The 23937-nt window shown below is 30.8% G+C and carries 21 protein-coding genes; 7 read left to right on the top strand and 14 right to left on the bottom strand.

Annotated features, from left to right (window positions below; all coding sequences use genetic code 11):
* Positions 1-23: 23 nt before the first annotated feature.
* From FRY74_RS00750 to FRY74_RS00735, 4 genes are read right to left on the bottom strand one after another with little or no spacing between them, the layout of a single operon-like run.
* Positions 24-662, bottom strand: coding sequence for a DUF2490 domain-containing protein (locus FRY74_RS00750; RefSeq protein ID WP_147097654.1), 639 nt, complete (start codon positions 660-662; stop codon positions 24-26).
* Positions 655-1335, bottom strand: coding sequence for a DUF4956 domain-containing protein (locus FRY74_RS00745; protein WP_147097652.1), 681 nt, complete (start codon positions 1333-1335; stop codon positions 655-657). The genes FRY74_RS00750 and FRY74_RS00745 overlap by 8 nt, the downstream gene beginning before the upstream one ends.
* Positions 1328-2086, bottom strand: coding sequence for a polyphosphate polymerase domain-containing protein (locus tag FRY74_RS00740; protein WP_147097649.1), 759 nt, complete (start codon positions 2084-2086; stop codon positions 1328-1330). The genes FRY74_RS00745 and FRY74_RS00740 overlap by 8 nt, the downstream gene beginning before the upstream one ends.
* Before the next feature lie 15 nt (positions 2087-2101).
* Positions 2102-2869, bottom strand: coding sequence for a hypothetical protein (locus tag FRY74_RS00735; protein WP_147097648.1), 768 nt, complete (start codon positions 2867-2869; stop codon positions 2102-2104).
* 207 nt (positions 2870-3076) lie between these two features.
* Between FRY74_RS00735 and FRY74_RS00730 the strand changes: the two genes are divergently transcribed.
* The 4 genes from FRY74_RS00730 to recG all read left to right on the top strand — a co-directional run bounded on the left by FRY74_RS00730 (position 3077) and on the right by recG (position 8437).
* Complete coding sequence (locus FRY74_RS00730; RefSeq protein ID WP_147097646.1) at positions 3077-3562, top strand: cytidine deaminase; 486 nt, start codon at positions 3077-3079, stop codon at positions 3560-3562.
* 55 nt (positions 3563-3617) lie between these two features.
* Positions 3618-4616: a pyruvate dehydrogenase (acetyl-transferring) E1 component subunit alpha gene (gene pdhA, locus FRY74_RS00725; RefSeq protein WP_147097644.1), complete on the top strand. Its 999-nt coding sequence runs from the start codon at positions 3618-3620 to the stop codon at positions 4614-4616.
* Positions 4617-4653: 37 nt separating this feature from the next.
* Complete coding sequence (locus tag FRY74_RS00720) at positions 4654-6261, top strand: pyruvate dehydrogenase complex dihydrolipoamide acetyltransferase (protein WP_147097642.1); 1608 nt, start codon at positions 4654-4656, stop codon at positions 6259-6261.
* Between the two features lie 67 nt (positions 6262-6328).
* Positions 6329-8437: an ATP-dependent DNA helicase RecG gene (gene recG, locus FRY74_RS00715; protein ID WP_147097640.1), complete on the top strand. Its 2109-nt coding sequence runs from the start codon at positions 6329-6331 to the stop codon at positions 8435-8437.
* A 116-nt stretch (positions 8438-8553) separates the two neighbouring features.
* Here recG and katG read toward each other — a convergent pair whose 3' ends face one another.
* Positions 8554-10839, bottom strand: coding sequence for a catalase/peroxidase HPI (katG, locus tag FRY74_RS00710; protein WP_147097638.1), 2286 nt, complete (start codon positions 10837-10839; stop codon positions 8554-8556).
* A gap of 106 nt (positions 10840-10945) precedes the next feature.
* Between katG and FRY74_RS00705 the strand changes: the two genes are divergently transcribed.
* Positions 10946-11881: a hydrogen peroxide-inducible genes activator gene (locus tag FRY74_RS00705; RefSeq protein WP_147097636.1), complete on the top strand. Its 936-nt coding sequence runs from the start codon at positions 10946-10948 to the stop codon at positions 11879-11881.
* Positions 11882-11964: 83 nt separating this feature from the next.
* Here FRY74_RS00705 and FRY74_RS00700 read toward each other — a convergent pair whose 3' ends face one another.
* From FRY74_RS00700 to FRY74_RS00680, 5 genes are read right to left on the bottom strand one after another with little or no spacing between them, the layout of a single operon-like run.
* Complete coding sequence (locus FRY74_RS00700) at positions 11965-12204, bottom strand: hypothetical protein (RefSeq protein WP_147097634.1); 240 nt, start codon at positions 12202-12204, stop codon at positions 11965-11967.
* Complete coding sequence (locus FRY74_RS00695) at positions 12205-13425, bottom strand: cytochrome-c peroxidase (RefSeq protein WP_189765234.1); 1221 nt, start codon at positions 13423-13425, stop codon at positions 12205-12207.
* A gap of 49 nt (positions 13426-13474) precedes the next feature.
* Complete coding sequence (locus FRY74_RS00690) at positions 13475-14275, bottom strand: MbnP family protein (protein ID WP_147097632.1); 801 nt, start codon at positions 14273-14275, stop codon at positions 13475-13477.
* 24 nt (positions 14276-14299) lie between these two features.
* Positions 14300-15352 (bottom strand): hypothetical protein, encoded by a 1053-nt coding sequence (locus FRY74_RS00685; RefSeq protein WP_147097629.1) that lies wholly within the window; start codon positions 15350-15352, stop codon positions 14300-14302.
* Between the two features lie 46 nt (positions 15353-15398).
* Positions 15399-15785, bottom strand: a complete 387-nt coding sequence (locus FRY74_RS00680; RefSeq protein ID WP_147097627.1) for a hypothetical protein — start codon at positions 15783-15785, stop codon at positions 15399-15401.
* 49 nt (positions 15786-15834) lie between these two features.
* On the opposite strand from FRY74_RS00680, the gene miaA reads away from it, so the two are divergent.
* Both miaA and FRY74_RS00670 read left to right on the top strand, forming a co-directional pair.
* Positions 15835-16752, top strand: coding sequence for a tRNA (adenosine(37)-N6)-dimethylallyltransferase MiaA (miaA, locus tag FRY74_RS00675; protein WP_147097625.1), 918 nt, complete (start codon positions 15835-15837; stop codon positions 16750-16752).
* Positions 16745-19915 carry a UvrD-helicase domain-containing protein gene (locus FRY74_RS00670; RefSeq protein WP_147097624.1) on the top strand — a complete coding sequence of 1057 codons (3171 nt, stop codon included), beginning with the start codon at positions 16745-16747 and terminating at the stop codon, positions 19913-19915. Before miaA ends, FRY74_RS00670 begins: the two co-directional genes overlap by 8 nt.
* On the opposite strand, the gene FRY74_RS00665 is transcribed toward FRY74_RS00670, so the two are convergent.
* From FRY74_RS00665 to cdaA, 4 genes are all read right to left on the bottom strand, one after another.
* The gene (locus FRY74_RS00665; protein ID WP_147097622.1) at positions 19912-21057 is read right to left on the bottom strand and encodes a DEAD/DEAH box helicase; all 1146 of its coding nucleotides are present in this window, start codon (positions 21055-21057) and stop codon (positions 19912-19914) included. The two genes, FRY74_RS00670 and FRY74_RS00665, sit on opposite strands and share 4 nt — an antisense overlap.
* A gap of 63 nt (positions 21058-21120) precedes the next feature.
* Positions 21121-21489, bottom strand: a complete 369-nt coding sequence (locus FRY74_RS00660; protein WP_147097620.1) for a DUF3127 domain-containing protein — start codon at positions 21487-21489, stop codon at positions 21121-21123.
* A 95-nt stretch (positions 21490-21584) separates the two neighbouring features.
* A complete protein-coding gene (locus tag FRY74_RS00655; protein WP_147097618.1) occupies positions 21585-23075 on the bottom strand; it encodes an SLC13 family permease in 1491 nt (496 codons plus the stop codon).
* Positions 23072-23857 carry a diadenylate cyclase CdaA gene (gene cdaA / locus FRY74_RS00650; RefSeq protein WP_147097616.1) on the bottom strand — a complete coding sequence of 262 codons (786 nt, stop codon included), beginning with the start codon at positions 23855-23857 and terminating at the stop codon, positions 23072-23074. The genes FRY74_RS00655 and cdaA overlap by 4 nt, the downstream gene beginning before the upstream one ends.
* Positions 23858-23937 lie beyond the last annotated feature (80 nt).

Genomic DNA, 23937 nt, shown 5'->3' with positions numbered 1-23937 from the left:
ATAAAAATTATATCAAGCTTAATTTAAATTTCTATACTGTAATTAATAAAGTAAATATGATTGTGCTCTAAGTTTTTACGGTTAAACTTGTCTTCAAAGATATAGCCCAATTTTAAGCTGTTGTTTTTGTTAATTTTATATTTTGTTCCCATCTCAATTCTATCTCTATTAAAAGCTCTTATATCATTAAACTGATAGAATAATTCATAAGAGATGTAAGGGTGAATTTGTTTGTTAAGTTTATATTTAATGGCTAACTTATTTCGATTAAGCTTATCTGAAGAGTAAATTTCTTTACTAACTTGATATCTTGTTCTAAGAGAAAATTCAAAATCATTAAAATCATAATCATAACCCAAATCAAAATTAAATCGATGGTTAAAGTCAAAACCACCTTGTTCGAAGTTTCGATCTTGGTTAAAACGATAAGTAATACCAGCAGTTAAATTTTTGATTACCTTATAACTAATATCAAATTCAGTAAATATTTTATCTGTTTGAGATAAGTTCTCTGAACGACGATATTCTTCACTTATAGAAAAATTAAAATCGTTTATTTTTTTTGAGACAGAAATTCCTGTCCATAACTTAGCATCGCTTAAAACTTGGGAAAAAACGAGGCATGGCGAGATGAAAAATAATATGAATAGAATTCTATTCATTAAAATTACTTACAGTTGGAGTAGACTCGTCATAATTGGAATCTGAATCATCTTCAAAATAAAATACTCTAAGTTGAGCTGTATCTCTTAAAAAATCAACTTTTCCAATTTGAACTCTATGAATTTTTAATCCAGTTCTTTCTTTTAAATCATCAATAAGAATAGGGTGGTTTTCAGGTTTTATGTTCTCAATCTTTTCATAGTTAATGATTTTTCGAGATTCATGCTTAAGTAGAAAAACTTTTTCGAGTAAGTAAGTCGCAAAAACAATTGTAAAGTTGGTAAAAAGTACTTCCGATAGTGTTATTTTATTGTCTGTTAAAGAATTAATTATTGCAATTGCAATAATCATAAATAAATAGGTCATTTCCTTAATTGGAAGCTGCTCGGTTCTATATCTGAGGATACCAAAAATAGCAAATAAACCAAAAGCAAAACCAAGTTTTAATTTAACACTACTAAGTAATATACATATGAAGAAAATTAAAATATTGAACAAAAAGAAGGTAAATAAATAATCTTTTCTTCTATGTGTAGGATAATAGATAACTCTTATCAAAATAAAAGCTACTATAAAGTCGAAAACAAATCGAATAATTAGTTCTCCAAAATCATTTACATCCCATAGTTTTGAACCTAAAATTGGAATTTTTAAAAGTAAGTCGTTAAGCATGTTTTAATTTATTAATTTTTAATATTCGTTCTTTAAAATTATTTGATTTTAATTGTTTGTTAAGTAATGCGGTACCAATACAATACTTACTCATTCCCATTGGTCTAACATGTTGTTTTTTTATGATTTTCACAAAGTCAGAACCTACATTTGCTTTTCCTTGTTTTAATTCGGCAATTACAATGTGAGGAATACTTGTTTCCTCTTGTGTTTTATTGTTTTTAAATCCAAGATTTAAATCTATAGTAAGTCTTTCGTTTATTGTTTTATGAGTTAGTGTTATACGAGTGAAACTATTCCATAATGAAGCACTCAATTCATTTGGATTTAGTTTTGAGTTTTCATTAATAAAATTACTTGATTCAGTCGATAGAACTGTTTCAATGTCGGCAGCTTTTATACGGTTTTTAATAGTTCGTTCTTTATTATTTTTAAATTTTATTTCTAAGAAATTTAAATCAGACTCAATATATTTTCTAAACCTTATTTTGGTTCTATTTAATTTTCCATTTTGATGTTGAATATAAGAATCAAAATTTGCCGTATCGAAGTATAAAGTTTGGTAGCTGTTAGTTCGTTTACCATCTATTTCTAAAATAAAATAATAGGTGCTAATTTCAGGTAATACTTTTATTAAAGTAGAAATATCGAATACATATTTTGTGTCAACTCTATTGAGTAATTTAACTCTATCCATTTCTTTTAAAGAAATAGGGTCAAACAGTTTTAATACATTATCCAATTCACTCATAATTAGCTGGTAGAATTAATTATCTTTTAATTCTATTGAAATTGAACCAATATTAGCATCTTCATTTTTTCCAATATCGATAGATTTAGTAACTGGAACAAGAGGGTTAGGAAGTGAAGGATCTTCACTGTAAGCAAAAATTCTGTAAGAGCCCTTTCTTAAGTTTTTAAACTTAAAAGTGCCATCAAAGTTTGATTTTACATCATCATCTTGAATGTCATCATCATCTCCATAAATAATAAAAACATCTTCATTTGCAATTACTCCACTTTGTAAAATTATTTGATCTCTTCCTTGAGTGATAACATCTACAATCATTTTAGAGGTTCCGTTGTCCGAATCACTAACATCTCCAGTAAATTTATTTGTAATTGTTAGCTTATCATTATTTCTGACAATACTAAATGGTAAACCAGTAATAGCATTTAAAGCAGCTTCAGTTTTTGTTGCAATTGTAATATTATTATCACCAGCAAGTGAGCTATAGTCAACTTTTACAGCAGTTCTTGAAGAGATCAAAGGAGCCGAAACAGGAGCATTAATATTGTTATACCAAATACAATAATCATCGTAAGAATCAGGAGAATTTAAAAACCAGTAATCTCCTGTTTTTATATCATCTTGAGTTACACAAATAACTTCATTTACTTCAGTTCTTGCATTGTCAACTATAATTCCTTCAAGTGTTCCAGAAATAGAAGATCTCCCCCCTTCACCTTCTTCTTTTGAACAGGAGAATAAAGCAAGTAATAAACAGCTCCCAAGTATTAAATTTAATTTCATAATCACTTTAATTTAAAAATTGTTTCAGTTACATTTAATGTAATTGTAGACATTAAAGCTAATATTAATTTAGCTTTAAAACGAATTGATAAATGTACTAAAGTCCTTTAAAATTGAATAGCTAATCAAAATAAAAAAGAACTTATAATTATCTTTCGTTTTTTTGTATAGTTTTAGACGACAATAATTCATAGAACCTTCTTTATTATGGTAAATAAAAAAATAGAAATAAATTTTAAAGAGTATAATAATTTAAGTGCTCTTGGAGATCAAGATGCTGAATTAATAAAAATTGCTGATACAAACTTAGCTAATTCTTATTCTCCATATTCTCAATTTAAAGTAAGCTCCTTAATATTATTAGAAGGGAATATTAATGTTTTAGGTACAAATCAAGAAAATTCGGCTTATCCATCTGGCTTATGTGCTGAAAGAGTTGCAGTTTTTTCAGCAAAGTCAACTTATCCAAATAAAAAAATAGAAAAAGTTGTTATTGTTACTGAACAAGGAAATGAATTTCCTTTTTCACCTTGTGGTTCTTGTAGGCAGGCATTAATGGAATATGAATTGAATCAAAAAGAACCAATTGAAGTGATTTTAAAGTCAGGAAATTCAAAAATATGGGTATTTAAAAGCATTAAAGATTTACTTCCTTTTGCTTTTGAAGCAGAAGATATTCTTAAAAAAGAATAAACTTCTTCAATAAATAGGTCATTTATCATAAATTTGTACGATTAATAAATTCAACATGGCAAAAAATAATAAGTTTTCAAAAGAGCAATACTTATCATGGTATGAGTCTATGCTTTTAATGAGAAAGTTTGAGGAAAAACTAAGTCAACTATACATACAACGTAAGTTTGGTGGTTTTTTACATTTATATATAGGTCAAGAAGCAGTAGTTGCTGGCGCAGTATCAGCTACAACTATTGATGATAAAATGATAACAGCTTATCGTTGTCATGCTCATCCATTAGGTAGAGGAACTGATCCTAAATACATGATGGCTGAATTATACGGTAAAACTACTGGTTTATCAAAAGGTAAAGGTGGATCAATGCACATGTTTGATGTAAGCAAGAATGTTTTTGGTGGACACGGAATTGTTGGTGGTCAAATTCCTTTAGGAACGGGGTTAGCTTTTGCTGATAAATACAAAGGAAACAACTTTGTGACTATGTGTTCTATGGGAGATGGAGCTGTTCGTCAGGGTGCTTTACACGAAGCTTTTAACATGGCTATGACATGGAAAATTCCTGTGATATACATTATAGAGAATAATCAGTATGCGATGGGTACTTCAGTAGAAAGAACATCTAATGTAACTGATTTATATAAATTAGGTTTAAGCTATGATATGCCAGGAGAACCTGTAGATGCCATGAATGTTGAAGATGTTCATAATGCTATTGCAAAAGCTGCAAAACATTGTAGAGAGGGTAAAGGACCATATTTGTTAGAAATGATTACTTACCGTTTTAAAGGTCACTCAATGTCTGACCCTCGAAAATATAGAACAAAAGAGGAAGAAGCTAAATATCAAAGTGAAGATCCGATTGAAAAAGTTTTAGCAACAATAAAGAAAAACAAATATGCTACTGACAAGCAAATAGATGCAATAGGAGCTAAAATTAAAAAGCAAATAGAGGATGCAATTAAATTTGCAGAAGATTCTCCATTGCCAGAACCAGAAGCTATGTATGAAGATATATATGCTGAACCAAATTACCCTTTTATAAAAGATTAATATTTACTGACCCTAGTCGAAAAAGAATTTTTAGAACATGGCTGAAATAGTTAGAATGCCCAAATTAAGTGATACAATGACCGATGGTGTTGTAGCTAAATGGCATAAAAAAATTGGTGATACTGTTAATGAAGGTGATTTATTAGCCGAAATTGAAACAGATAAAGCTACTATGGAGTTTGAATCTTTTGTTGATGGAACTTTATTGTATATTGGTGTAGAAGAAGGAGGGACAGCTCCTGTTGATTCAGTATTGGCTATTTTTGGTAAAAAAGGAGAAGATTTCTCAGCTTTATTAGAAGGTGGAAATTCTATACCAAAAGAAGAGGTTAAAGAAGAAGTTAAAACTGAAACTGTTACTTCAGAGACTATTGATATATCTGGAATTAAAGCTAACATTGTTAAAATGCCTAAATTAAGTGATACAATGACCGATGGTGTTGTAGCTAAATGGCATAAAAAAGTTGGTGATAAAGTTGCTGCAGGAGAATTGTTAGCTGAAATAGAAACTGATAAAGCAACAATGGAATTCGAATCGTTTGAAGATGGAATTTTATTGCATATTGGTATTGAAGAGGGAGGAAGCGCACCTGTAGAGTCTATTTTAGCGATAATTGGTGAAAAAGGAGCTGATATAGAAACGCTAATAAAAGCGCACAATCAAAATAATGATGCCGATACTAGTTCGGATAAACAACTTGAAAGCTCAAGAGCAAAAGCTCCTGTAGCTGAAGTTAAACCTTCACCAAGTCAGGTAGTTGTTTCAACATCTACTACTAATAACTCAAATGGAAGATTAAAAATATCTCCTTTAGCAAAAAAGTTAGCTGAAGAAAAAGGATTGAATTTAAACTCAATTCAAGGAACAGGAGATAATGGTAGAATTGTAAAAAGAGATGTTGAAAATCATCAAGGTGGTGGTGGTTCAGTTCAAGCTAACTTTGTTGGAGTTGAAAAATATACAGAAGTACCAGTTTCTCAAATGCGTAAAACAATTGCTCGCAGATTAGGAGAAAGTAAATTTACAGCTCCACATTTCTATTTAACTATATCTATCGATATGGATAATGCGATTGAAGCTCGTAAATCGATTAAAGATATAATGGATGTGAAAGTATCGTTTAACGATATGGTAATTAAAGCAGCTGCGGCTTCTTTAAAACAACATCCAAAAGTAAATTCATCTTGGCTAACTGATAAAATTAGATACAATGAACATGTAAATATTGGAGTTGCAGTTGCTGTGGATGAAGGTTTATTAGTTCCTGTAGTTCGTTTTGCTGATGGTAAAACATTATCTCAAATTTCGGGAGAAGTGAGGGAGTATGCTACTAGAGCAAAAAATAAACAATTGCAGCCACAAGATTGGGAAGGAAGTACGTTTACTATTTCTAATTTAGGAATGTTTGGTATTGAAGAATTTACAGCGATTATTAACCCACCAGATGCTTGTATTATGGCAGTGGGCGGTATTAGTCAAGTACCGGTTGTAAAAAATGGACAAGTTGTACCAGGTAATATAATGAAAGTTACTTTAAGCTGCGACCATAGAGTAGTTGATGGTGCTTTGGGTGCAGCATTCTTAAATACATTTAAACAATTGATGGAAAATCCAGTTTTATTGTTGGGTTCAGCAAATATTTAACATTACAGTATTAATAATGTGCTAAGCCCTTACCTTTTGGTGAGGGCTTTTTTGTTAAATTAGCTCCATGTCAAACCAATTTTTAGATACATCTATAGAATATTTAAAAGGAGTAGGACCAGCAAAGGCTGAGCTACTAAAAAAAGAGTTGGGCATATTTACCTTTGCTCAATTACTCGATTATTATCCTTTTCGATACATAGATAAATCTAAAATTTACAAAATAAGCGAGATTAACTCTGATGCCGCATTTATTCAATTAAAGGGAAAGATTACTCAAATACAAACTATTGGAGATAAAAGAGCTAAGCGAATGGTAGCTAAATTCCATGATGAAACTGGCGAGATAGATTTGGTATGGTTTAAAGGAATTAAGTGGTTGTCTTCATCAATAAAACCAAATGTAGAATATATTGTTTACGGTAAACCAACTTTATTTAAGAATACATATAACATTACTCACCCTGAGTTGGATTTGGTAAGTGATTCTTTGTTAGCTAATAAAATAACCCTAGAATCAGTTTATCATACCACGGAGAAATTATCAGCTAAAGGTTTAAATGCTAAAGGAATATTTAAAATTCAAAAGAATTTAACTTCTCAACTAAGAGGGAAGATAATTGAAACTCTACCATTTGAATTAATTGAGAAATTAAATTTAATATCTAAAGAGGCAGCAATAATAAATGCTCATACTCCTGAAAATGAAGTATTGTTGCAAAAGGCACTATTTCGATTAAAATTTGAAGAACTGTTTTATTTACAATTGAATTTATTGCAGCAAAAGGTAATAAAGGCAGAAAAAATAAAAGGTCATGTTTTTGGTAATGTTGGAGACAACTTTAATACATTTTACAAAAACAACTTAGCATTCGAATTAACTGATGCTCAAAAAAGAGTAATAAAAGAAATACGAAGAGATGTTGGTGCTGGAGAACATATGAATAGATTGTTACAAGGCGATGTAGGAAGTGGGAAAACAGTTGTTGCTTTATTAACAATGTTGATTGCTATTGATAATGGTTTTCAAACTTGTTTAATGGCTCCAACAGAGATATTGGCAAGTCAGCATTATGAAGGGCTAATGGAAATGTTGGAAGGAATGAATGTTACTATTGAATTGTTGACTGGCTCTGTAAAAACGGCTAAAAGAAGACAAATTCATGAAGATTTAGAAAACGGCACATTAAAAATTTTAGTAGGAACTCATGCTCTGCTAGAAGATAAAGTAAAGTTTGATAATTTAGGTTATGTTGTTATTGATGAACAGCATCGTTTTGGAGTGCAACAAAGGTCAAAATTATGGAGAAAGGGAAGGGCTATTCCACCACATGTATTAGTAATGACAGCAACACCTATCCCAAGGACTTTAGCTATGACTTTTTATGGTGATTTAGATATTTCTGTAATAGATGAACTACCACCAGGAAGAAAACCAATAACAACTACTCATCGGTTTGACTCAGCTCGAATGCGAGTTTTTGGGTTTATGGAAGAGGAAATAAAAAAAGGAAGGCAGATTTATGTGGTTTATCCTTTAATAAACGAATCCGAGAAAATGGATTATAAGGATTTGATGGATGGTTTTGAGAGTATTTCAAGACGGTTTCCTTCTCCAAACTATAACATAAGTATTGTACATGGTAAAATGAAACCTGCAGATAAAGAATATGAAATGCAACGATTTGTAAAAGGAGAAACTCAAATAATGGTTGCCACAACTGTAATAGAAGTTGGAGTAAATGTGCCTAATGCAAGTGTTATGATTATTGAAAGTGCTGAGCGTTTTGGTTTGTCTCAACTACACCAGTTAAGAGGTAGAGTGGGTAGAGGGGCAGAACAATCTTATTGTATTTTAATGACAGGTAATAAGCTTTCTAGCGATAGTAAATTGCGAATGGAAACTATGGTAAGAACCAATGATGGTTTTGAAATAGCCGAAGTAGATTTAAAGCTAAGAGGTCCGGGAGATATACAAGGTACACAACAAAGTGGCTTGTTAAATTTAAATATTGCGGATTTAGCTAAAGATGGACAGGTATTGCAAATGGCAAGAAATGAAGCAATAGAGGTGCTTAAAAAAGACCCTAAATTGCAATCAGAAAACAATCACCGATTGGTTACTGGATTGGATAACATGAAAAGAAATAAGGTGAATTGGAGTAGGATTTCTTAGTGTCTTAAAAAACATAGATATATCTAAAAATATTTAAAGAGGTACATTTTATTAAATAAAAATAGCGAATTAAGTATTACCCAATCCGCTATTTATTCATTATCGTTTATATTTTCTTATTGTTTTAAATCAAAACGATCTAGGTTCATAACCTTTGTCCATGCATTAATAAAATCATTAACAAACTTTTCTTGTGCATCATTACTGGCATAAACTTCTGCTATTGCTCTCAATTCAGAATTTGAACCAAATATTAAATCTGCTCTAGTAGCTGTCCATTTTACTTTATTAGTTGCCCTATCTTTTCCTTCAAACTCTGTTTTATCTTCTGATTTAGGTGTCCAATAAGTACTCATATCTAACAAATTAATAAAGAAGTTATTATTAAGTTTACCAGGAGTATTGGTTAAAATGCCATAGTTTGAATCATCAAAATTTGCATTTAAAGCTCTCATTCCACCAACAAGAACTGTCATTTCTGGAACTGTTAACGTTAATAATTGAGCTTTGTCAACTAACAATTCTTCAGTTGTAAGGGTGTATTTCTTTTTTTGAAAATTTCTAAAACCATCTGCTATAGGTTCTAACACATTAAAAGAAGCTACATCTGTTTGTTCTTGTGTTGCATCTGTTCTTCCAGGGTTAAATGGAACAGGAATATTAAAGCCAGCATTTGAAGCAGATTTTTCGATGGCAGCATTTCCACCTAACACTATTAAATCCGCCATTGAAACTTTTTTGCTTCCTGAATTGGCATTGAACTTCTCCTGAATTTGTTCATAGACTGCTAAAACTTTCTTAAGCTGATTTGGATTATTCGCTTCCCAATTGATTTGAGGTTCTAATCTAATTCTAGCTCCATTTGCACCACCTCTTCTATCAGAGCCTCTGAAAGATGAAGCTGATGCCCATGCAGTTTCAATCAAGTGATTGAGAGATATACCAGAGTTTATTATTTCTTGTTTTATCCTATCAATATCAGATTTAGAAATTAAGTCATAATTTCTAGTAGGAATTGGGTCTTGCCATAAAAAGTTTTCTTCTGGGACTTCAGAACCAAGATAAGTTGATTTTGGTCCCATATCTCTGTGTGTTAATTTAAACCAAGCATTAGCAAAAGCTTTATCAAAAGATGATGGCTCATCAATAAACTTTTGACATACTTTTTTGTATTCAGGATCAAATTTTAAAGCTAAATCAGAAGTTAGCATTGTAGCTCTATGTTTCTTTTCTTTATTAAAAGCATCTGGAAGTATTTCTGCAGTACTTTTAGTTACCCATTGATGAGCTCCTGCAGGACTTTTTGTTAATTCCCATTCATTATTAAATAAGATGTTAATATAAGCGTGGCTCCATATAGTTGGAGTAGGCGTCCAAATTACCTCTAAGCCAGAAGTGATTGCATCTTCTCCTTTTCCAGATTTATAAGCACTTCTCCAACCGAAACCTTGTTCTTCTATACTAGCTGCTTCTGGTGAAGCACCTACATTTTCTGCTGGTCCGGCTCCGTGTGTTTTACCAAATGAATGACCACCAGCAATTAATGCGACTGTTTCTTCATCATTCATTCCCATACGTGCAAAGGCAATCCGAATATTTTTAGCTGAAGCTATTGGGTCAGGATTTCCGTTTGGCCCTTCTGGGTTTACATAAATTAATCCCATTTGAACAGCAGCTAAAGGATTTTCAATATTTAAATCTAGTTCACCTTCTTCGTTTAATCTTCTTGATTCTAACCAATCACTTTCAGGACCCCAGTATATATCTTCTTGAGGTTCCCAAACGTCAGCTCTTCCTCCAGCAAATCCAATAGTTTTAAACCCCATTGACTCTAAAGCTACATTACCAGTCAAAATCATTAAATCTGCCCATGATATTTGTTGGCCATATTTTTGTTTTATTGGCCATAATAACCTTCTAGCTTTATCAAGGTTTCCATTATCAGGCCAACTGTTTTGAGGAGCAAAACGTTGTAGACCCATTCTTGTGCCTCCTCTTCCATCACCTGTTCTGTATGTTCCAGCACTGTGCCAAGCCATTCTAATCATTAATGGTCCATAGTGACCATAGTCAGCTGGCCACCAATCTTGAGATTTAGTTAATACTACTTCAATATCTTTTTTAAGTTGATTCAAGTCTAATTTTTCAAATTCCTTTTTATAATTAAAATCCCTTTCCATGGGGTTTGTAAGTTCAGAATTCTGAGCTAAAATGTCCAAATTCAATTTATTTGGCCACCAATCATCGTTATTTTTTATTACTGAAACTTGTTCTTTTTTATGTCCTTTATCAAATCCAAAAGGGCAACCTCCGTTTTCTTTTTCCATCATTTGTTCATTTTGATTTTTGCAAGCACCTATTACTAATAATGAAAGAATGCTTAATGGTATTAATTTTTTCATAGCAGTGAAATATTTTTATTACAATACAAATTTAATTAGATATTATTGTTTATAAAAACGATATTTGTGATACTAATATTGATATTATCAATAATATGTTTTAATTATGAATATTCAGCAATTTCAGTATGTGTTAGCAGTTGCCGATTCAAAGAATTTTGAGGAGGCAGCAGAAAGATGTTTTATAACACAATCAACTTTAAGTACTATGATAGCTAGATTTGAAGGTGAAATAGGAATGAAAATATTTAATAGAAAAACAAAGCCAGTTTCAATTACGACTGAAGGTTTAGAAATTATACAAAAATTAAGGGTTATTAATAATGAAATAAGTCAGTTAGAAAATGTAATTCAAGAATTGAAAGGAGAAATGATTGGAGAGTTAAAGATTGGAATTATACCTACTATCGCTCCATATCTTTTGCCTTTATTTTTATCCGATTTTGCGACAAAGTTTCAAAAGATTAAGATTATTGTTAAAGAAATTCCAACATCCCAAATTATAGAATCACTTAAAAATAGGTCTTTAGATATAGGAATACTTGCTTTACCTATTTTAGATAGTGAACTAATTGAAAAGGAGTTGTTTGTAGAGCCTTTTTTAGTTTATGATTGTCGAGATAAAAAATCGGTTTCAAAAATATCAATTAATGAGCTAGATTATTCTAGGCTTTTGTTATTGCAAGAAGGTCATTGTCTAAGAACTCAAGTTCATCAAATATGTGAGTTATCAGACCAATCTCCAAATGTTGAAATAAATTTTGAATTTGAGTCAGCCTCTATGGATAGTTTATTGCGATTCACTAAAGCCAATCAAGGAATGACTATTATACCTTACTTAGCTTCTTTAGAAATATTTGATAAGGATAAGAAAAATATAGTAGCATTCAAAATGCCAATTCCATCTCGTTCTGTAGGTATGTTAACTCATAAATTCTTTGTTAAAAAAAGATTGGCTAGCGAACTTCAAAAAATAATTCATGATGCAGTTTTGGAATTAATTCCAAAAGTTAAAAAAGCTGAAATAGTTAATCCTGTATAAATAAAATTGGGTTCTTATTAAAAGCAGTAAAATGTACGTTGTGTTTAATAATTAGGTGATAGTTTTAATGATTCTTGGAGAATTTATTCCTCAAACAATTCACCTCTAAGAGGTTTTAAAGCATCCCTAACTTTAATCATTTCCGATTCCATACAAATTAAATATGCTAACCATTTCATTTCGGTAACATATTCAACACCGGCTATATCTAGCGTTAAATTTTCTTTTTTAGCAAATTCTTCTAAATGTATTTGGTGGTGTTTAGCTGTTTGTTCAGCATCTGGGCCATAAAATTCCCATATTAATTTAATTTTTCGTTCCATTTATGGTGCTTGAAAATCGGGATTGTTTATAAAATCATCATCAGATAAAGACAACAAAAATGCTTTTAAATCTGCTTTATCACTTGGAGATAAATTAACACCTCCAGCACTTACAGTTTTCATTAAAGGGTCAATAGTAGGGGAGTTAACTAAACCTTCACTGTAATGGTTAATTACCTCTTCTAATGTCGCAAACCTTCCATCGTGCATATAAGGAGCTGTATAGGCTAAATTTCGTAACGATGGACTTTTAAATTTACCATTATCATTAGGGTTTCCTGTTACATCACCCAATCCATTATCAGTAAATGTTGCATCTAAACCATTATTATGAAAAGCATTATCTGTCCATAACGGATTGTTAGCATTTCCATGACAGTGAAAACAATCTCCTCTACTTTCATCCATAAAAATATTAAACCCGTTTGCTTCTGCAGGAGAAAGAGAAACTTCACCCCTTAAAAATTTATCAAATTTTGAATTGCTTGAAATTAAAGTTCTTTCGAACTGAGCGATAGCTTTTACTACAAGAGAAGAGTCGATTACAGAAGTTTCAAAAGCACTATTAAATAATTGAGGATAATCAGGATGGTTTTGAAGTGAGTTAATTGCATTTTGCCATGTATTGTGCATTTCTATTGGATTTACAACAGGGCCTAAGGCTTGTTCTTCAATCCCAGCTGCTCTTCCATCCCAAAAGAATTTATTATCCCAATTCCAAGCCATATTAAATAATGGCATAGCACTTAGTGTTCCTTGAATACCATCTATTCCTATGCTAAAAGCTGAGTTTTCAGCAAAAGCAAGTTGTGGATTATGACAACTTGCACAAGATTGTGTTCCATCTCCAGATAAAATTCGATCAAAAAATAACTTTCTACCTAAAGCAACACCTTGGTATGTCATCGGATTATCTGAAGGGATTACTGGTGGCAAAATATTTTGAGCAAATAAAACAGGAATTTCTAGTTCGTAAGGTGTAGGTGCGCCTGATGAATTAGAATAAATACAAGTACCATTATCAATTTGTGCGTTAGGATCATAATTTAATGATGTAGGGTCTGTACAGCCTTCTTTTGGATAAATGCAACTTCCATCATTAACTTCTGCTTCTGCATCATAATTAAGTGATGCAGGATCTGTACAACCTTCCTTTTTAGCACAAGAATAATTAAGGGTAATAAATCCTAGTATTAAAAAATATGAAATAAACTTTTTCATAGAAGTAAAGTTAAGCAGCGTTAATTAAATTAACGCTGCTTTAAAAATATTATTGAACTACAGTTCCTAAGCTAAATACAGAATGGCCATTTTGGTACATGCTTTTTTGAGCAGTATAATTAGGCATCAACATGCTGTGCATAGCATTTAAGTCCCATGTGTAAGGGTTTTTGTACCATTCAGCAATATTCATTTTAATTTCTATAGTTGCATCTCCAGTAATGTTTATTGCTCCTAAATCAGCTCTAAAATAATTCTGTTCAAATACTCCAGAACTTGGACTAGCTGTACCCATGTGGTAAGCATATCCAATTTCACTACCCATATCTTTGTATTTACCTTCCATTTGCATAAAGTGGTAACCACCACCAATCATTGCAGGCCAATTCCAGCTTGTAGAATTTAAATCGGCATAGTTCCCAGTGTTATCTAAGCTATCAAAACCAAAAGTAAACGATATGCCAGTATAAGACCCAGTTGGGATGTCGTCAGTTGGAGAGTACGTTAGCCCTGTGTTATTGGTTACATCAACTAGTTGGTAACCATCAATTAAAACACTATCTCCATTAGATTTGAAAAGTCTAATGTCAGAAATTAAATAACGAAGCTTTGTTAAATTTAAAGTATCATCATTAAGAGTGATAAAATCAAATTGATTAAAGTTAGCCGAAGAAACATTTGCTCCATCAAAATTATGTGTAAAATCAAATGTTAAGTTAGCAGATGTTGCCGCAGGTGAAGTTGGGACAGTAACAACTGGAGTAGGATTATCGTCATCTTTTGAACAAGATGGTAAAAATGCAAAAGCACTAATTAAAAGTGCAGTAAGTAATAAATTTTGAGTTTTCATTGTTTTATGTTTTTATAAAGTTAATTAAAAATTGTATGTTAATTGTCCAATAATTCGAGCCTTATTGGAAGGCTGGTTCCCGTATAAATAATCGTGAATAGGATGGTAATAATTAAAATCAAAGGCAATATTTTTGACCAATAATTTAAAGCCAGGAGTAGCAAATAAAGCTTCACCACCAGAATCAACTTCTTCAATTTCATTCTGAGTGTCTCTTTCGCTATATTCATAGCTAAGTCCTGCATTTGGCATTAAAATAAAATCGGGTTTTATTTTAGCCATATAAAATAATGAAGTGTTAAAGTTAGAACGGTTAGCAAACTGAAAACCATTTTTATTTTTAGTGGTTAGTTTGTAGCTTATATTACTATTCCATCCAAGTTGATTAAACTGAACCAAATATTCTAAAAAAAACAAATAATTTAAACTTCCTGTACCTGGCTGTAAATGTGGGTCGAGAACCATTAAAGGTTGACCTAAAATAGTATTGCCAGTTATAGTAGTTTCATAGCTTTTAGTAGAGTTTTTATTGTAACTACCTGTAGGTAATTCAATTCCAGCACCAATAGTTAATCGATGTAAAAATCTATTTTTAGCTAAGCTATCGTTACTTACTTTAGAATAAAAAAGCCTATAGTTTAATAATAACTGCATATCGCCAACACCTGAAATGTTGTCAATTAAACTGTCGTTTTTATAAACATAATTATCAGAAAAAGAATTGCTAATTAATAGATTAAATCTTTTTCCTAAGGCTATATTTAGTAAAAAATCGTAACTGTTGTATTGTTCTTTATAAAATATATCTTTTTTTTCTGTTCCCAAATAACTCTCATCAATATGATTTATTGAAGCTAAATTATTGTTTGCTAATCGTTGGCTTGACTTATTGCTTATGGTATTTGTTGAAGAGTTAAATGTGTATTTATCTTCAAACAATCGATATCTATATCTTATACCAAATGAACTTTTAAAATCGTTGGGTTGAATACCTATATAGAAACTACATAAATCACAAGCCCAGCTAATTTGACCAACAAAAAGCAATAGCAACAGAAAAGTTATTTTTCTGTTCATCACTCTTATTTAAGTGGATTAATAATATTTTTTTTATGAAAAAATATTAAGCCTTTGGAGGAGGTGACGGAACACTATAAAAATGTTCTAAAGTTTTTGTAGAATTGATATGAAATGAACTTTTGATTTCTTTTTCAGGTAAAGTTGTATTGTAAAATGGATTTAATAAAATAGAAATTACATCAAAATTATAAGCTAATTGGGTGTTAGAAAATGGAGATTGATTTTCATCTTTTTCAGTTTCAATAAATTGTTTAGCTAAATGACATTTTCCATTACATTGCAATTGAGGTTTTTCTTTGTTTACACAAAACAGTTCAGTAATTTCGGAAATGTTAATTAAGTAGTTAATTGTGATAATAGACTTAAAGTTTATTGTGTAAATAAACAATAGAGCAACAATTATTGATGATATTTGAGATGCAATTCTCACACTACAAAAGTAATATAAAACAGATATAAAAACCTGAGAAAACTCATTAATGCAAAAAAACTTAATTGTAATACTTGGTCCAACCGCAACAGGAAAAACGAATTTGGCAGCGAATTTGGCAGCTAAAATGGATGGGGAGGTTATAAGTGCTGATTCACGACAAGTTTACAAAGGAATGGATATAGGAACGGGGAAAGATTTAGCTGACTTTTTGGTAGAAGGAAAACAAATACCTTATCATTTAATAGACATTGTAGATGCAGGAGCGGAATATAATGTGTTTGAGTTTCAGAAAGATTTCTTGCCTGTTTATGAAAATGTTTTAAATAGAGGAAAACAAGCGATTTTATGTGGAGGAACAGGAATGTATTTGGAATCTGTTCTTAAAGGGTATCGGTTTTTAGAAATACCAGAAAATAAGGAGTTGAGAGCTGAGTTGGAGTTAAAATCAATTGATGAATTGATTGCTATTTTAAAACAAGAAAAAGAAGTTCACAATACTACAGATACCATTTATAAAAAGCGAATAATTAGAGCAATTGAAATTGCTAAGTTTCAATCAGAAAATGAAGCTTTGATTCGTGATTTTCCTAAAATTAATCACATCATTTTTGGGATAAAGTTTGAAAGAGAGGAACGAAGAGAAAGAATCACAAATCGATTGAAAAAAAGATTTAAAGAGGAAGGGATGTTGGAGGAAGTAAAACAATTAATAGAAAATGGCGTTTCGGCCGATAAATTAAAATTTTATGGACTAGAGTATAAAATTATTACAGAGCATTTATTGGGAGAAATAACCTATAATGAAATGTTTGAAAAATTAAATGTTGCTATACATCAATTTGCAAAACGTCAAATGACTTGGTTTCGAAAAATGGAACGAAATGGGTTTAACATTAATTGGATTGATGGGGCTTTATCGTTAGATGATAAACTTGCTTTTATATTGAAAAAAATAGATGAATAATTTTGCTGTATATAATGCTTCTGCAGGCTCGGGTAAAACGTTTACTCTTGTAAAAGAGTACCTTAAAATTGCGTTAGAAAACGACTCTGATAACCAATATAAAAATATTTTAGCGGTAACATTCACGAACAAAGCAGCATCAGAAATGAAAGAAAGAGTAATCTCTGCCCTTCAATCATTGTCTGGTCAAAAAGCATTGGAAGGTACACCAAAGCATTTAATGGAAGCTTTATTGCTCCCAGTTGATAAAGGTGGATTGGGTGCTACACAAGAGCAAATTGTTGATCGCAGCAAAAAAGTATTAAAATCTATTTTGCATAATTACGGCAATTTTGCAATCGGAACGATAGATAAATTTACCCATAAAATAATCAGAACGTTTGCTCATGATTTACATTTACCTTTAAATTTTGATATAGAGTTAAACGAAAATGAAGTTTTAGATAAGTCTATAGATTTATTAATTTCTGAGATAGGGTCTAATGAAAAGATAACAAAATTACTCATTGAATATGCTGGCAAGAAAGCTGAAGATGAAGCGAGTTGGCATATAGAAAAAGACCTTAAGAATTTTGCAAAGAATTTAATTAAAGAAGATGGAGAAATTCATTTACAACAATTAAGAAATTTAACGATTGATGATTTTGAAGAAATTAAAAAAGAGCTATCAGGATCTATAAAATCCTTCGAAAAAGAATTATCTTTATTAGCCACTAATGCTATTGCAGAAGTTCACAATAAAGGAATAAACGAAAAAAGTTTTTCTAGAAGTTTTTATACTGATTATTGGAAAAAGCTATTGAATCTTAAAGATTTCACCCCAACAGCTACATTTTTAAAAATAATTAATGGTGAACAAAATTGGTACGCAAAAACTGTCCCTCAAGATCAGCAAGAATTAATTGATTCAAATCAACAAGAATTTATTACATGGTATAATACATCTAAAGCTTTAATAGATAATAAGGGGGAAGAGTATTTTGTAAACAAATTATTGATTAGAAATATATACAACTTAGCTGTACTCAACGAAATTGAAAAAACAATTCAAGAATACAAGAAAGAAAATAGTGTTTTAAGTATCTCTGATTTTAATAAGAAAATTGCTAAAATAGTAGCAAGTGAGCCTATTCCATTTATCTATGAGCGATTGGGAGAGAAATACAAACATTATTTAATTGATGAGTTTCAGGATACTTCAATAATTCAATGGCACAATCTAATCCCTTTAATTGATAATTCTTTGGCAGATGGAAAGTTTAGTATGATTGTAGGGGATGCGAAACAAGCAATATATCGATTTAGAGGTGGTGAAGTAGACCAAATAATAAAATTGCCATACCTCCATAACAACAATAATAATGAGCTTATAAAAGAACGAGAAGCTGCTTTTGTTAGAAACTACAAGAAAGAAAATTTAGAATCAAACTTCAGGTCTAAAGCTGAGGTTGTAGATTTTAATAATCAGTTTTTCAGTTTTATTGCAAATAATCTCTCTGGTACTTATAAAGAAATCTATAATAATTTATCACAAAATTATATTCCTGCAAATATCGGAGGAGGAGTTGAAATTGATTTATTAGAAGCAGAGGGTAAAGATGAATTTGATGAAATTACTTATAATAGGATATTAGAAATTATAGCACATAATACTTCAGAAACGGAAGGTTATAAGTTGGATGATATTGCCATTCTAACAAGAGGAAATAAAGAAGGTTCTGCAATTGCTACAATTTTATTAGAGAAAGGAATTCCTGTAGTTTCTTCAGAAAGTTTGTTGCTAAATAACTCAGCGGAAGTAAAATTCTTAATCAATATTTTTAATTTCTTATCAAACCCAAAAGAAGTAAGTTTTCAGCTACCTGTTATTAATTATCTAATTAACAATCAGTTTACAACTGATAAACTAATTGATATTTATAACCATAAGAATACAAGTACTTTAGAGTTATATCTGTTAAGTAAAGAATTAATGTTAGATTATAAAAATATAGCAAACTATTCGTTATATGAATTAACCGAATATTTAATTCGTCATTTTAATTTAGATCAAGAAGTTAATATTTACATTCAATTTTTTCTTGATAAAATTCAAGAATATGCTTCAAGATTCGACAACTCGGTAGTAAACTTTTTAGAGTGGTGGAAAAATAAAAGCAGTAAATTTTCTATTGTAATTCCTGATGGTATAAATGCCGTTAAGATTATGAGTATTCATAAATCTAAAGGATTAGAATTCCCAGTTGTTATTTATCCGTATGCAGATTCAGTTAGTAAGAACACTGAAAATTTTAGCTGGATTAACGATACAAATATAGAGCGTTTTAAAACAGCTATTTTACCTTTAAATAATAGTCTTAAAGGAACTAAGTACGAGTCAATTCTTAATGATGAAGTTGAAAAATCGAAGTTAGATTTAGTTAATATTTTATATGTAGCCCTAACAAGGCCAAAAGATAGGTTGTATATTTTGAGTAAAATGTATGAAGCACCTAAAAAACCATCCCAAAGCAATTCAATAAATATTAGTAAGCTATTTTTCGATTACTGTGAGTTAAATCCATCCCAAAAAGTAAGCGATTCAACTTATCAGTTTGGTATTTTTTCTCCTAATGAAAAGGATGAAGTAAACGGTGAAAATAAGAATGAAGAGTTTACAAGTGTTGTTTATAATAATTGGAGAGATAAAATTGAAATTAGTTTTCAAGCGCCAGAAGTATGGGAAACTGAATATCTAGAATCAGCAACCGAATATGGTAGGTTAGTACACAAAATACTTGCTGATATTGAAACTATTGGAGATTTAGAAAGTGTGATAAAGAAATACCAATTAGCAGGAATTATCAATTCTAAAGAAGCTGAAGATATTAATAAAGAAATTAATGAGATTTTAAGTTTATCAGCCATAAAGCCTTTTTTTACTGATATAGACAAGGTGATTAATGAAACGTCTATTTTGTTGCCTTCAGGTAAAACATATCAACCAGATAGGGTAGTTCAAAAAAATAATGAAACGTTTATTATTGATTATAAGACAGGGAATCAAGAAACTTCTCATCTAAAGCAATTATCTAACTATCAAACGATATTACTTGAAATGGGATATACAAATGTAAAGAGTTACTTGCTTTATATTAAAGATAGAGAGTTGGTTAGTCTTTAATCTGTAAATCCTTCTAACTCCAAAACTTCTATGTATTGAGCACTCTTTTTTTGAATTACTTTAAAATGATGCTCTTCATCCGAATTAACAAAAGTAATCGCATCACCAGAAGAGTCAGCTCTTCCTGTTCTACCAATTCTATGGATATAATCTTTTGGTGAACGAGGTAAGTCATAATTAATTACACAAGGTAAAAATTCAATATCAATTCCTCTAGCTAATAAGTCAGTTGCAACTAAAACATTAATTTTTCCTTCTTTAAATTTTCGTAATGTTTCTGTTCTTGTCGTCTGACTTTTTTTACTGTGAATGGCGGCAGCATTTATGTCATTTTTTCGGAGCTTATTAGCTATATTATCTGCTTTGTATGTTGAAGCTGCAAAAATCAAGATTTGAGACAAATTATTTACTTTTATTAAATGACGAAGTAAAGGACCTTTTTTTTCTTCATTTACAAAATAGACAACTTGATTAATTTGCTCAATTTCTTCACTCTCATCCTTTATTTTAATAACAACAGGATTATCAAGTAAAACTTGTTTAACATCATTTAAATCTTCGCTAAGCGTAGCCGAAAATAAAAGATTCTGTCGCTTTTTAGGTAGTAAAGAAAAAATCTTATTCATTTCGTCTTTAAACCCGAGGTTTAGCATTTTATCAGCTTCATCCAAAACTAAAGTCTCTACATTAGATAAATGAACAGCTTTAGACTCAACCAATTCAATTAATCTCCCTGGTGTTGCAATAAGAATATTAACACCTTGTAAAGCTATCATTTGAGGATTAATAGAAACTCCGCCAAAAACGGGTAATGATTTAACTCTAGTTGTTAAAACTGAACTAAACAATCTAACCACATCATTTACTTGCCCAGCTAACTCTCTCGTTGGTACTAAAACTAAAACATTTACATGTCTGTTTTTAGTGGGGGTTGCATGCTGCAAGTTTGCAAGTATTGGCAAAATGTAACTTGCTGTTTTACCAGAACCTGTTTTAGCAATCCCTAAAACGTCTCTTTTCTCTATAATTGGAGGTATAGCCTTTGCTTGTATAGGGTATGGCTGACTATAATTTAGTTCAGTTAACCTTACAACTAATTTTTGAGGAAGACCTAACGAAGAAAAGGATGATGAATTGATCATTTAATGCGAATAAAAAAAGTGCACGAATGCACTTTTTGTAATATCTATGTTTAGAATAATTGATTAGAAAGGTAAATCATCTTCTTCGCCAGCAGCCATAGGAGCATCTGCAGCCATAGGAGCAGGAGCAGCTCCAGTTCCAGCAGCAAACTGAGCACTTCCGTTAATTTTCCAGCAATCTAAATTATGGTAGTATTTTCCATTATACTCTCTAGACGATACATTGAATGCAACTTCAACTTCTTGTCCTTCACCAAAGTTTCTAAGCATGTTAATTTTATCTTCACCAAATAAACTAAAACAAACCTCTGGGTTGTATTGATCCCCAGTATCAATTACAAAACTTTGTTTTTTCCATTCTTTACCAGCTTTACTTGTACCGGTTTCCATTTCTAAAACTTTGCTAATTCTTCCTTTAACTACTAAACTCATTTTTTCTATTTTTTTATTGAATAGAACAAACTTAATTATTAGCTATTATTTACGCTATTTAAGATTTCAAAACTTATAAACAATATGATTAAGAATTAAATGCTAATTCCAAAAACAAAGTTGGCTAATAAGTAAAAAGTTAAAGTAACCACAATAATTCCGAGGAGATTAAACAGAATTCCAGCTCTGACCATTTGTTTAATTTTTACATAACCTGAACCAAATATTATGGCTTGAGTAGGAGAAGCTACAGGCATCATAAAAGCACAACTGGCTGATAGGGTAGCAGGTATCATTAAAATACGAGGGTCTATCCCTAAAACAATACTAGCTTTTGCCAATATTGGTAATACTAAGTTTGTAGTTGCAGTATTTGAAGTTATTTCAGTTAAAAATGTTAAAAGAAAACAAACAATTACAACTAAAAAAATAGGAGAGTTAACATCTACGTTAGTAAATAAGTTTCCAATTAATTTTGATAATCCCGAAGCTTCAAATCCTCCAGCTAATGCAAATCCACCACCAAACAAGAACAAAATACCCCAAGGTAAATCTTTTAGGTGTTCCCATTTTAAAAGCATTTCATTTTTACGTTTTTTTGATGGTATTATAAATAATAAGACCGCAGTTCCAATTGCAACGCTGGCATCTGTAACCATTTCAAGACTATATAAAGATCGCCAACCTTTTATATTGAAATTATCTGAAAACCTTATGTCAGAACCAGTTACCCATAATAAAATAGCTGTACCGAAAACTATTCCTGCTAATAATTCATCTTGGGTTATCTTACCTAAATTCTTTAATTGATTTTTTACAATGTTTTTGCTCTCAAACAAATTTACTTTAGGAATTCTAAAAATCACCTTAGTTAGTAAAAGCCATCCAGTTCCAAGAAACATTAAAGAAAGAGGGATTCCTAGCATTAACCATTGTGAAAAGCTTACTACAGATAAGTTAGGAAACATTTCGTGATACATTTCCATAAAAACCATATTAGGAGGAGTTCCAATTAAGGTTGCCATTCCTCCAATATCAGCAGAATAAGCAATACCCAGCATCATACTAACAGCTAATTTGCTAACCATCTTATGTTGTTGCTCATTCGATTTTATTTGTTCAATGATAGAAATTGCAATAGGCATCATTACCATTACAGAGGAGGTGTTTGAAATCCACATACTTAGAAAAGCTGTTGTAATCATAAAACCTAAAACCAAACGAGATGGTTGAGAACCAATTATATTTAAAATATGTAATGCAATTCGTTGGTGTAAATTACTTACTTGTAAAGCCTTTGCTAAAATCAAACCACCTAAAAACAAGAAAATCATGTCTTTACCATAAAACGAAGCAGTAGCTTTAGCGTTCATTATTTCAAATACAGGAAACAGAACAAGAGGTAATAAAGAAGTAACTGGAATAGGTAAAATTTCGAATACCCAACACATTGCCATTACGACAACAATCGAGGCCATTATTTGAGCTTGTCCAAATTCCTCAGGAATTAGATGATAAACAATAACAGCAAGTATTATGGTAAGAATTCCAAGTAAGCCTTTCTTTTTATGAAGTGAAAGAATCACAGTTCAGCTAAAATATTTTTTTCTAAATCGTCAATAGAAATATTGTGTTTTATTTCTCCTTGCTTACTGAATGATATTTTTCCAGTTTCCTCGGAAATTATTATAGCAATTGCTTGTGAAACTTCAGTAATACCAGCAGCCGAACGATGTCTTAACCCAAAATGATTTGGAAAAGATTGATTTTCTGAAACAGGTAAAATACACCTAGCAGCTTTAATCTCATTATTTTGAATAATAACCCCACCATCATGTAAAGGGCTATTTTTAAAAAATATGTTTTCTAATAAAGAAGATGAAATTTTTGCATTTATTTTTTCTCCCGAAACGGTATAAAGTTTTAGTTCAGAGTGCAAATCAAGAATAATTAATGCTCCTGTTTTCGATCTTGCTAAATTTCTGGATGCGTTTATTAATTGAGTGGTGTTTAACTTCGGTTTTTCGTCTTTGTTTACTTGTAGAAGTTTAAATAGTTTTCCATTTTTAGATGAAAATATTCTATTATTTCCAATCAATAGTAAAAACCTTCTAATTTCTTGTTGAAAAACGACTATTAAGGCAATAACACCAACACCTATAAATTGACCTAAAATTTCGCTAAGTAGTTCCATTTTTAATGCTGCGGCAATTTTCCAAAATAGGTAAATAGCTAAGATTCCTAAGAATATTTTTATGGCAACAGTACCTTTTACCAGTTTATAAAGCTGATACATGATTATTGATACAAGCAATATATCAACTATATCGAGCCAACGTATGGTTATGAAAAGTAGATTGTTTAGCATTTATCAAATGTAACGTTTTAACCTAAAAGTTTAAAACAAAAAAAAAGGGAGCAAAAAGCTCCCTTTAAATATATTATGGT

The organism is Vicingus serpentipes (assembly GCF_007993035.1).
Taxonomy (GTDB): domain Bacteria; phylum Bacteroidota; class Bacteroidia; order Flavobacteriales_E; family Vicingaceae; genus Vicingus; species Vicingus serpentipes.
This window is presented reverse-complemented; position numbering and strand designations above follow the sequence as displayed.

Excerpts from the sequence above, each read along its gene's own strand:
- FRY74_RS00750 (WP_147097654.1), bottom strand. The coding sequence starts at position 662 with ATGAATAGAATTCTATTCATATTATTTTTCATCTCGCCATGCCTCGTT.
- FRY74_RS00745 (WP_147097652.1), bottom strand. The coding sequence starts at position 1,335 with ATGCTTAACGACTTACTTTTAAAAATTCCAATTTTAGGTTCAAAACTA.
- FRY74_RS00740 (WP_147097649.1), bottom strand. The coding sequence starts at position 2,086 with ATGAGTGAATTGGATAATGTATTAAAACTGTTTGACCCTATTTCTTTA.
- FRY74_RS00735 (WP_147097648.1), bottom strand. The coding sequence starts at position 2,869 with ATGAAATTAAATTTAATACTTGGGAGCTGTTTATTACTTGCTTTATTC.
- FRY74_RS00730 (WP_147097646.1), top strand. The coding sequence starts at position 3,077 with ATGGTAAATAAAAAAATAGAAATAAATTTTAAAGAGTATAATAATTTA.
- pdhA (WP_147097644.1), top strand. The coding sequence starts at position 3,618 with ATGGCAAAAAATAATAAGTTTTCAAAAGAGCAATACTTATCATGGTAT.
- FRY74_RS00720 (WP_147097642.1), top strand. The coding sequence starts at position 4,654 with ATGGCTGAAATAGTTAGAATGCCCAAATTAAGTGATACAATGACCGAT.
- recG (WP_147097640.1), top strand. The coding sequence starts at position 6,329 with ATGTCAAACCAATTTTTAGATACATCTATAGAATATTTAAAAGGAGTA.
- katG (WP_147097638.1), bottom strand. The coding sequence starts at position 10,839 with ATGAAAAAATTAATACCATTAAGCATTCTTTCATTATTAGTAATAGGT.
- FRY74_RS00705 (WP_147097636.1), top strand. The coding sequence starts at position 10,946 with ATGAATATTCAGCAATTTCAGTATGTGTTAGCAGTTGCCGATTCAAAG.
- FRY74_RS00700 (WP_147097634.1), bottom strand. The coding sequence starts at position 12,204 with ATGGAACGAAAAATTAAATTAATATGGGAATTTTATGGCCCAGATGCT.
- FRY74_RS00695 (WP_189765234.1), bottom strand. The coding sequence starts at position 13,425 with ATGAAAAAGTTTATTTCATATTTTTTAATACTAGGATTTATTACCCTT.
- FRY74_RS00690 (WP_147097632.1), bottom strand. The coding sequence starts at position 14,275 with ATGAAAACTCAAAATTTATTACTTACTGCACTTTTAATTAGTGCTTTT.
- FRY74_RS00685 (WP_147097629.1), bottom strand. The coding sequence starts at position 15,352 with ATGAACAGAAAAATAACTTTTCTGTTGCTATTGCTTTTTGTTGGTCAA.
- miaA (WP_147097625.1), top strand. The coding sequence starts at position 15,835 with ATGCAAAAAAACTTAATTGTAATACTTGGTCCAACCGCAACAGGAAAA.
- FRY74_RS00670 (WP_147097624.1), top strand. The coding sequence starts at position 16,745 with ATGAATAATTTTGCTGTATATAATGCTTCTGCAGGCTCGGGTAAAACG.
- FRY74_RS00665 (WP_147097622.1), bottom strand. The coding sequence starts at position 21,057 with ATGATCAATTCATCATCCTTTTCTTCGTTAGGTCTTCCTCAAAAATTA.
- FRY74_RS00660 (WP_147097620.1), bottom strand. The coding sequence starts at position 21,489 with ATGAGTTTAGTAGTTAAAGGAAGAATTAGCAAAGTTTTAGAAATGGAA.
- cdaA (WP_147097616.1), bottom strand. The coding sequence starts at position 23,857 with ATGCTAAACAATCTACTTTTCATAACCATACGTTGGCTCGATATAGTT.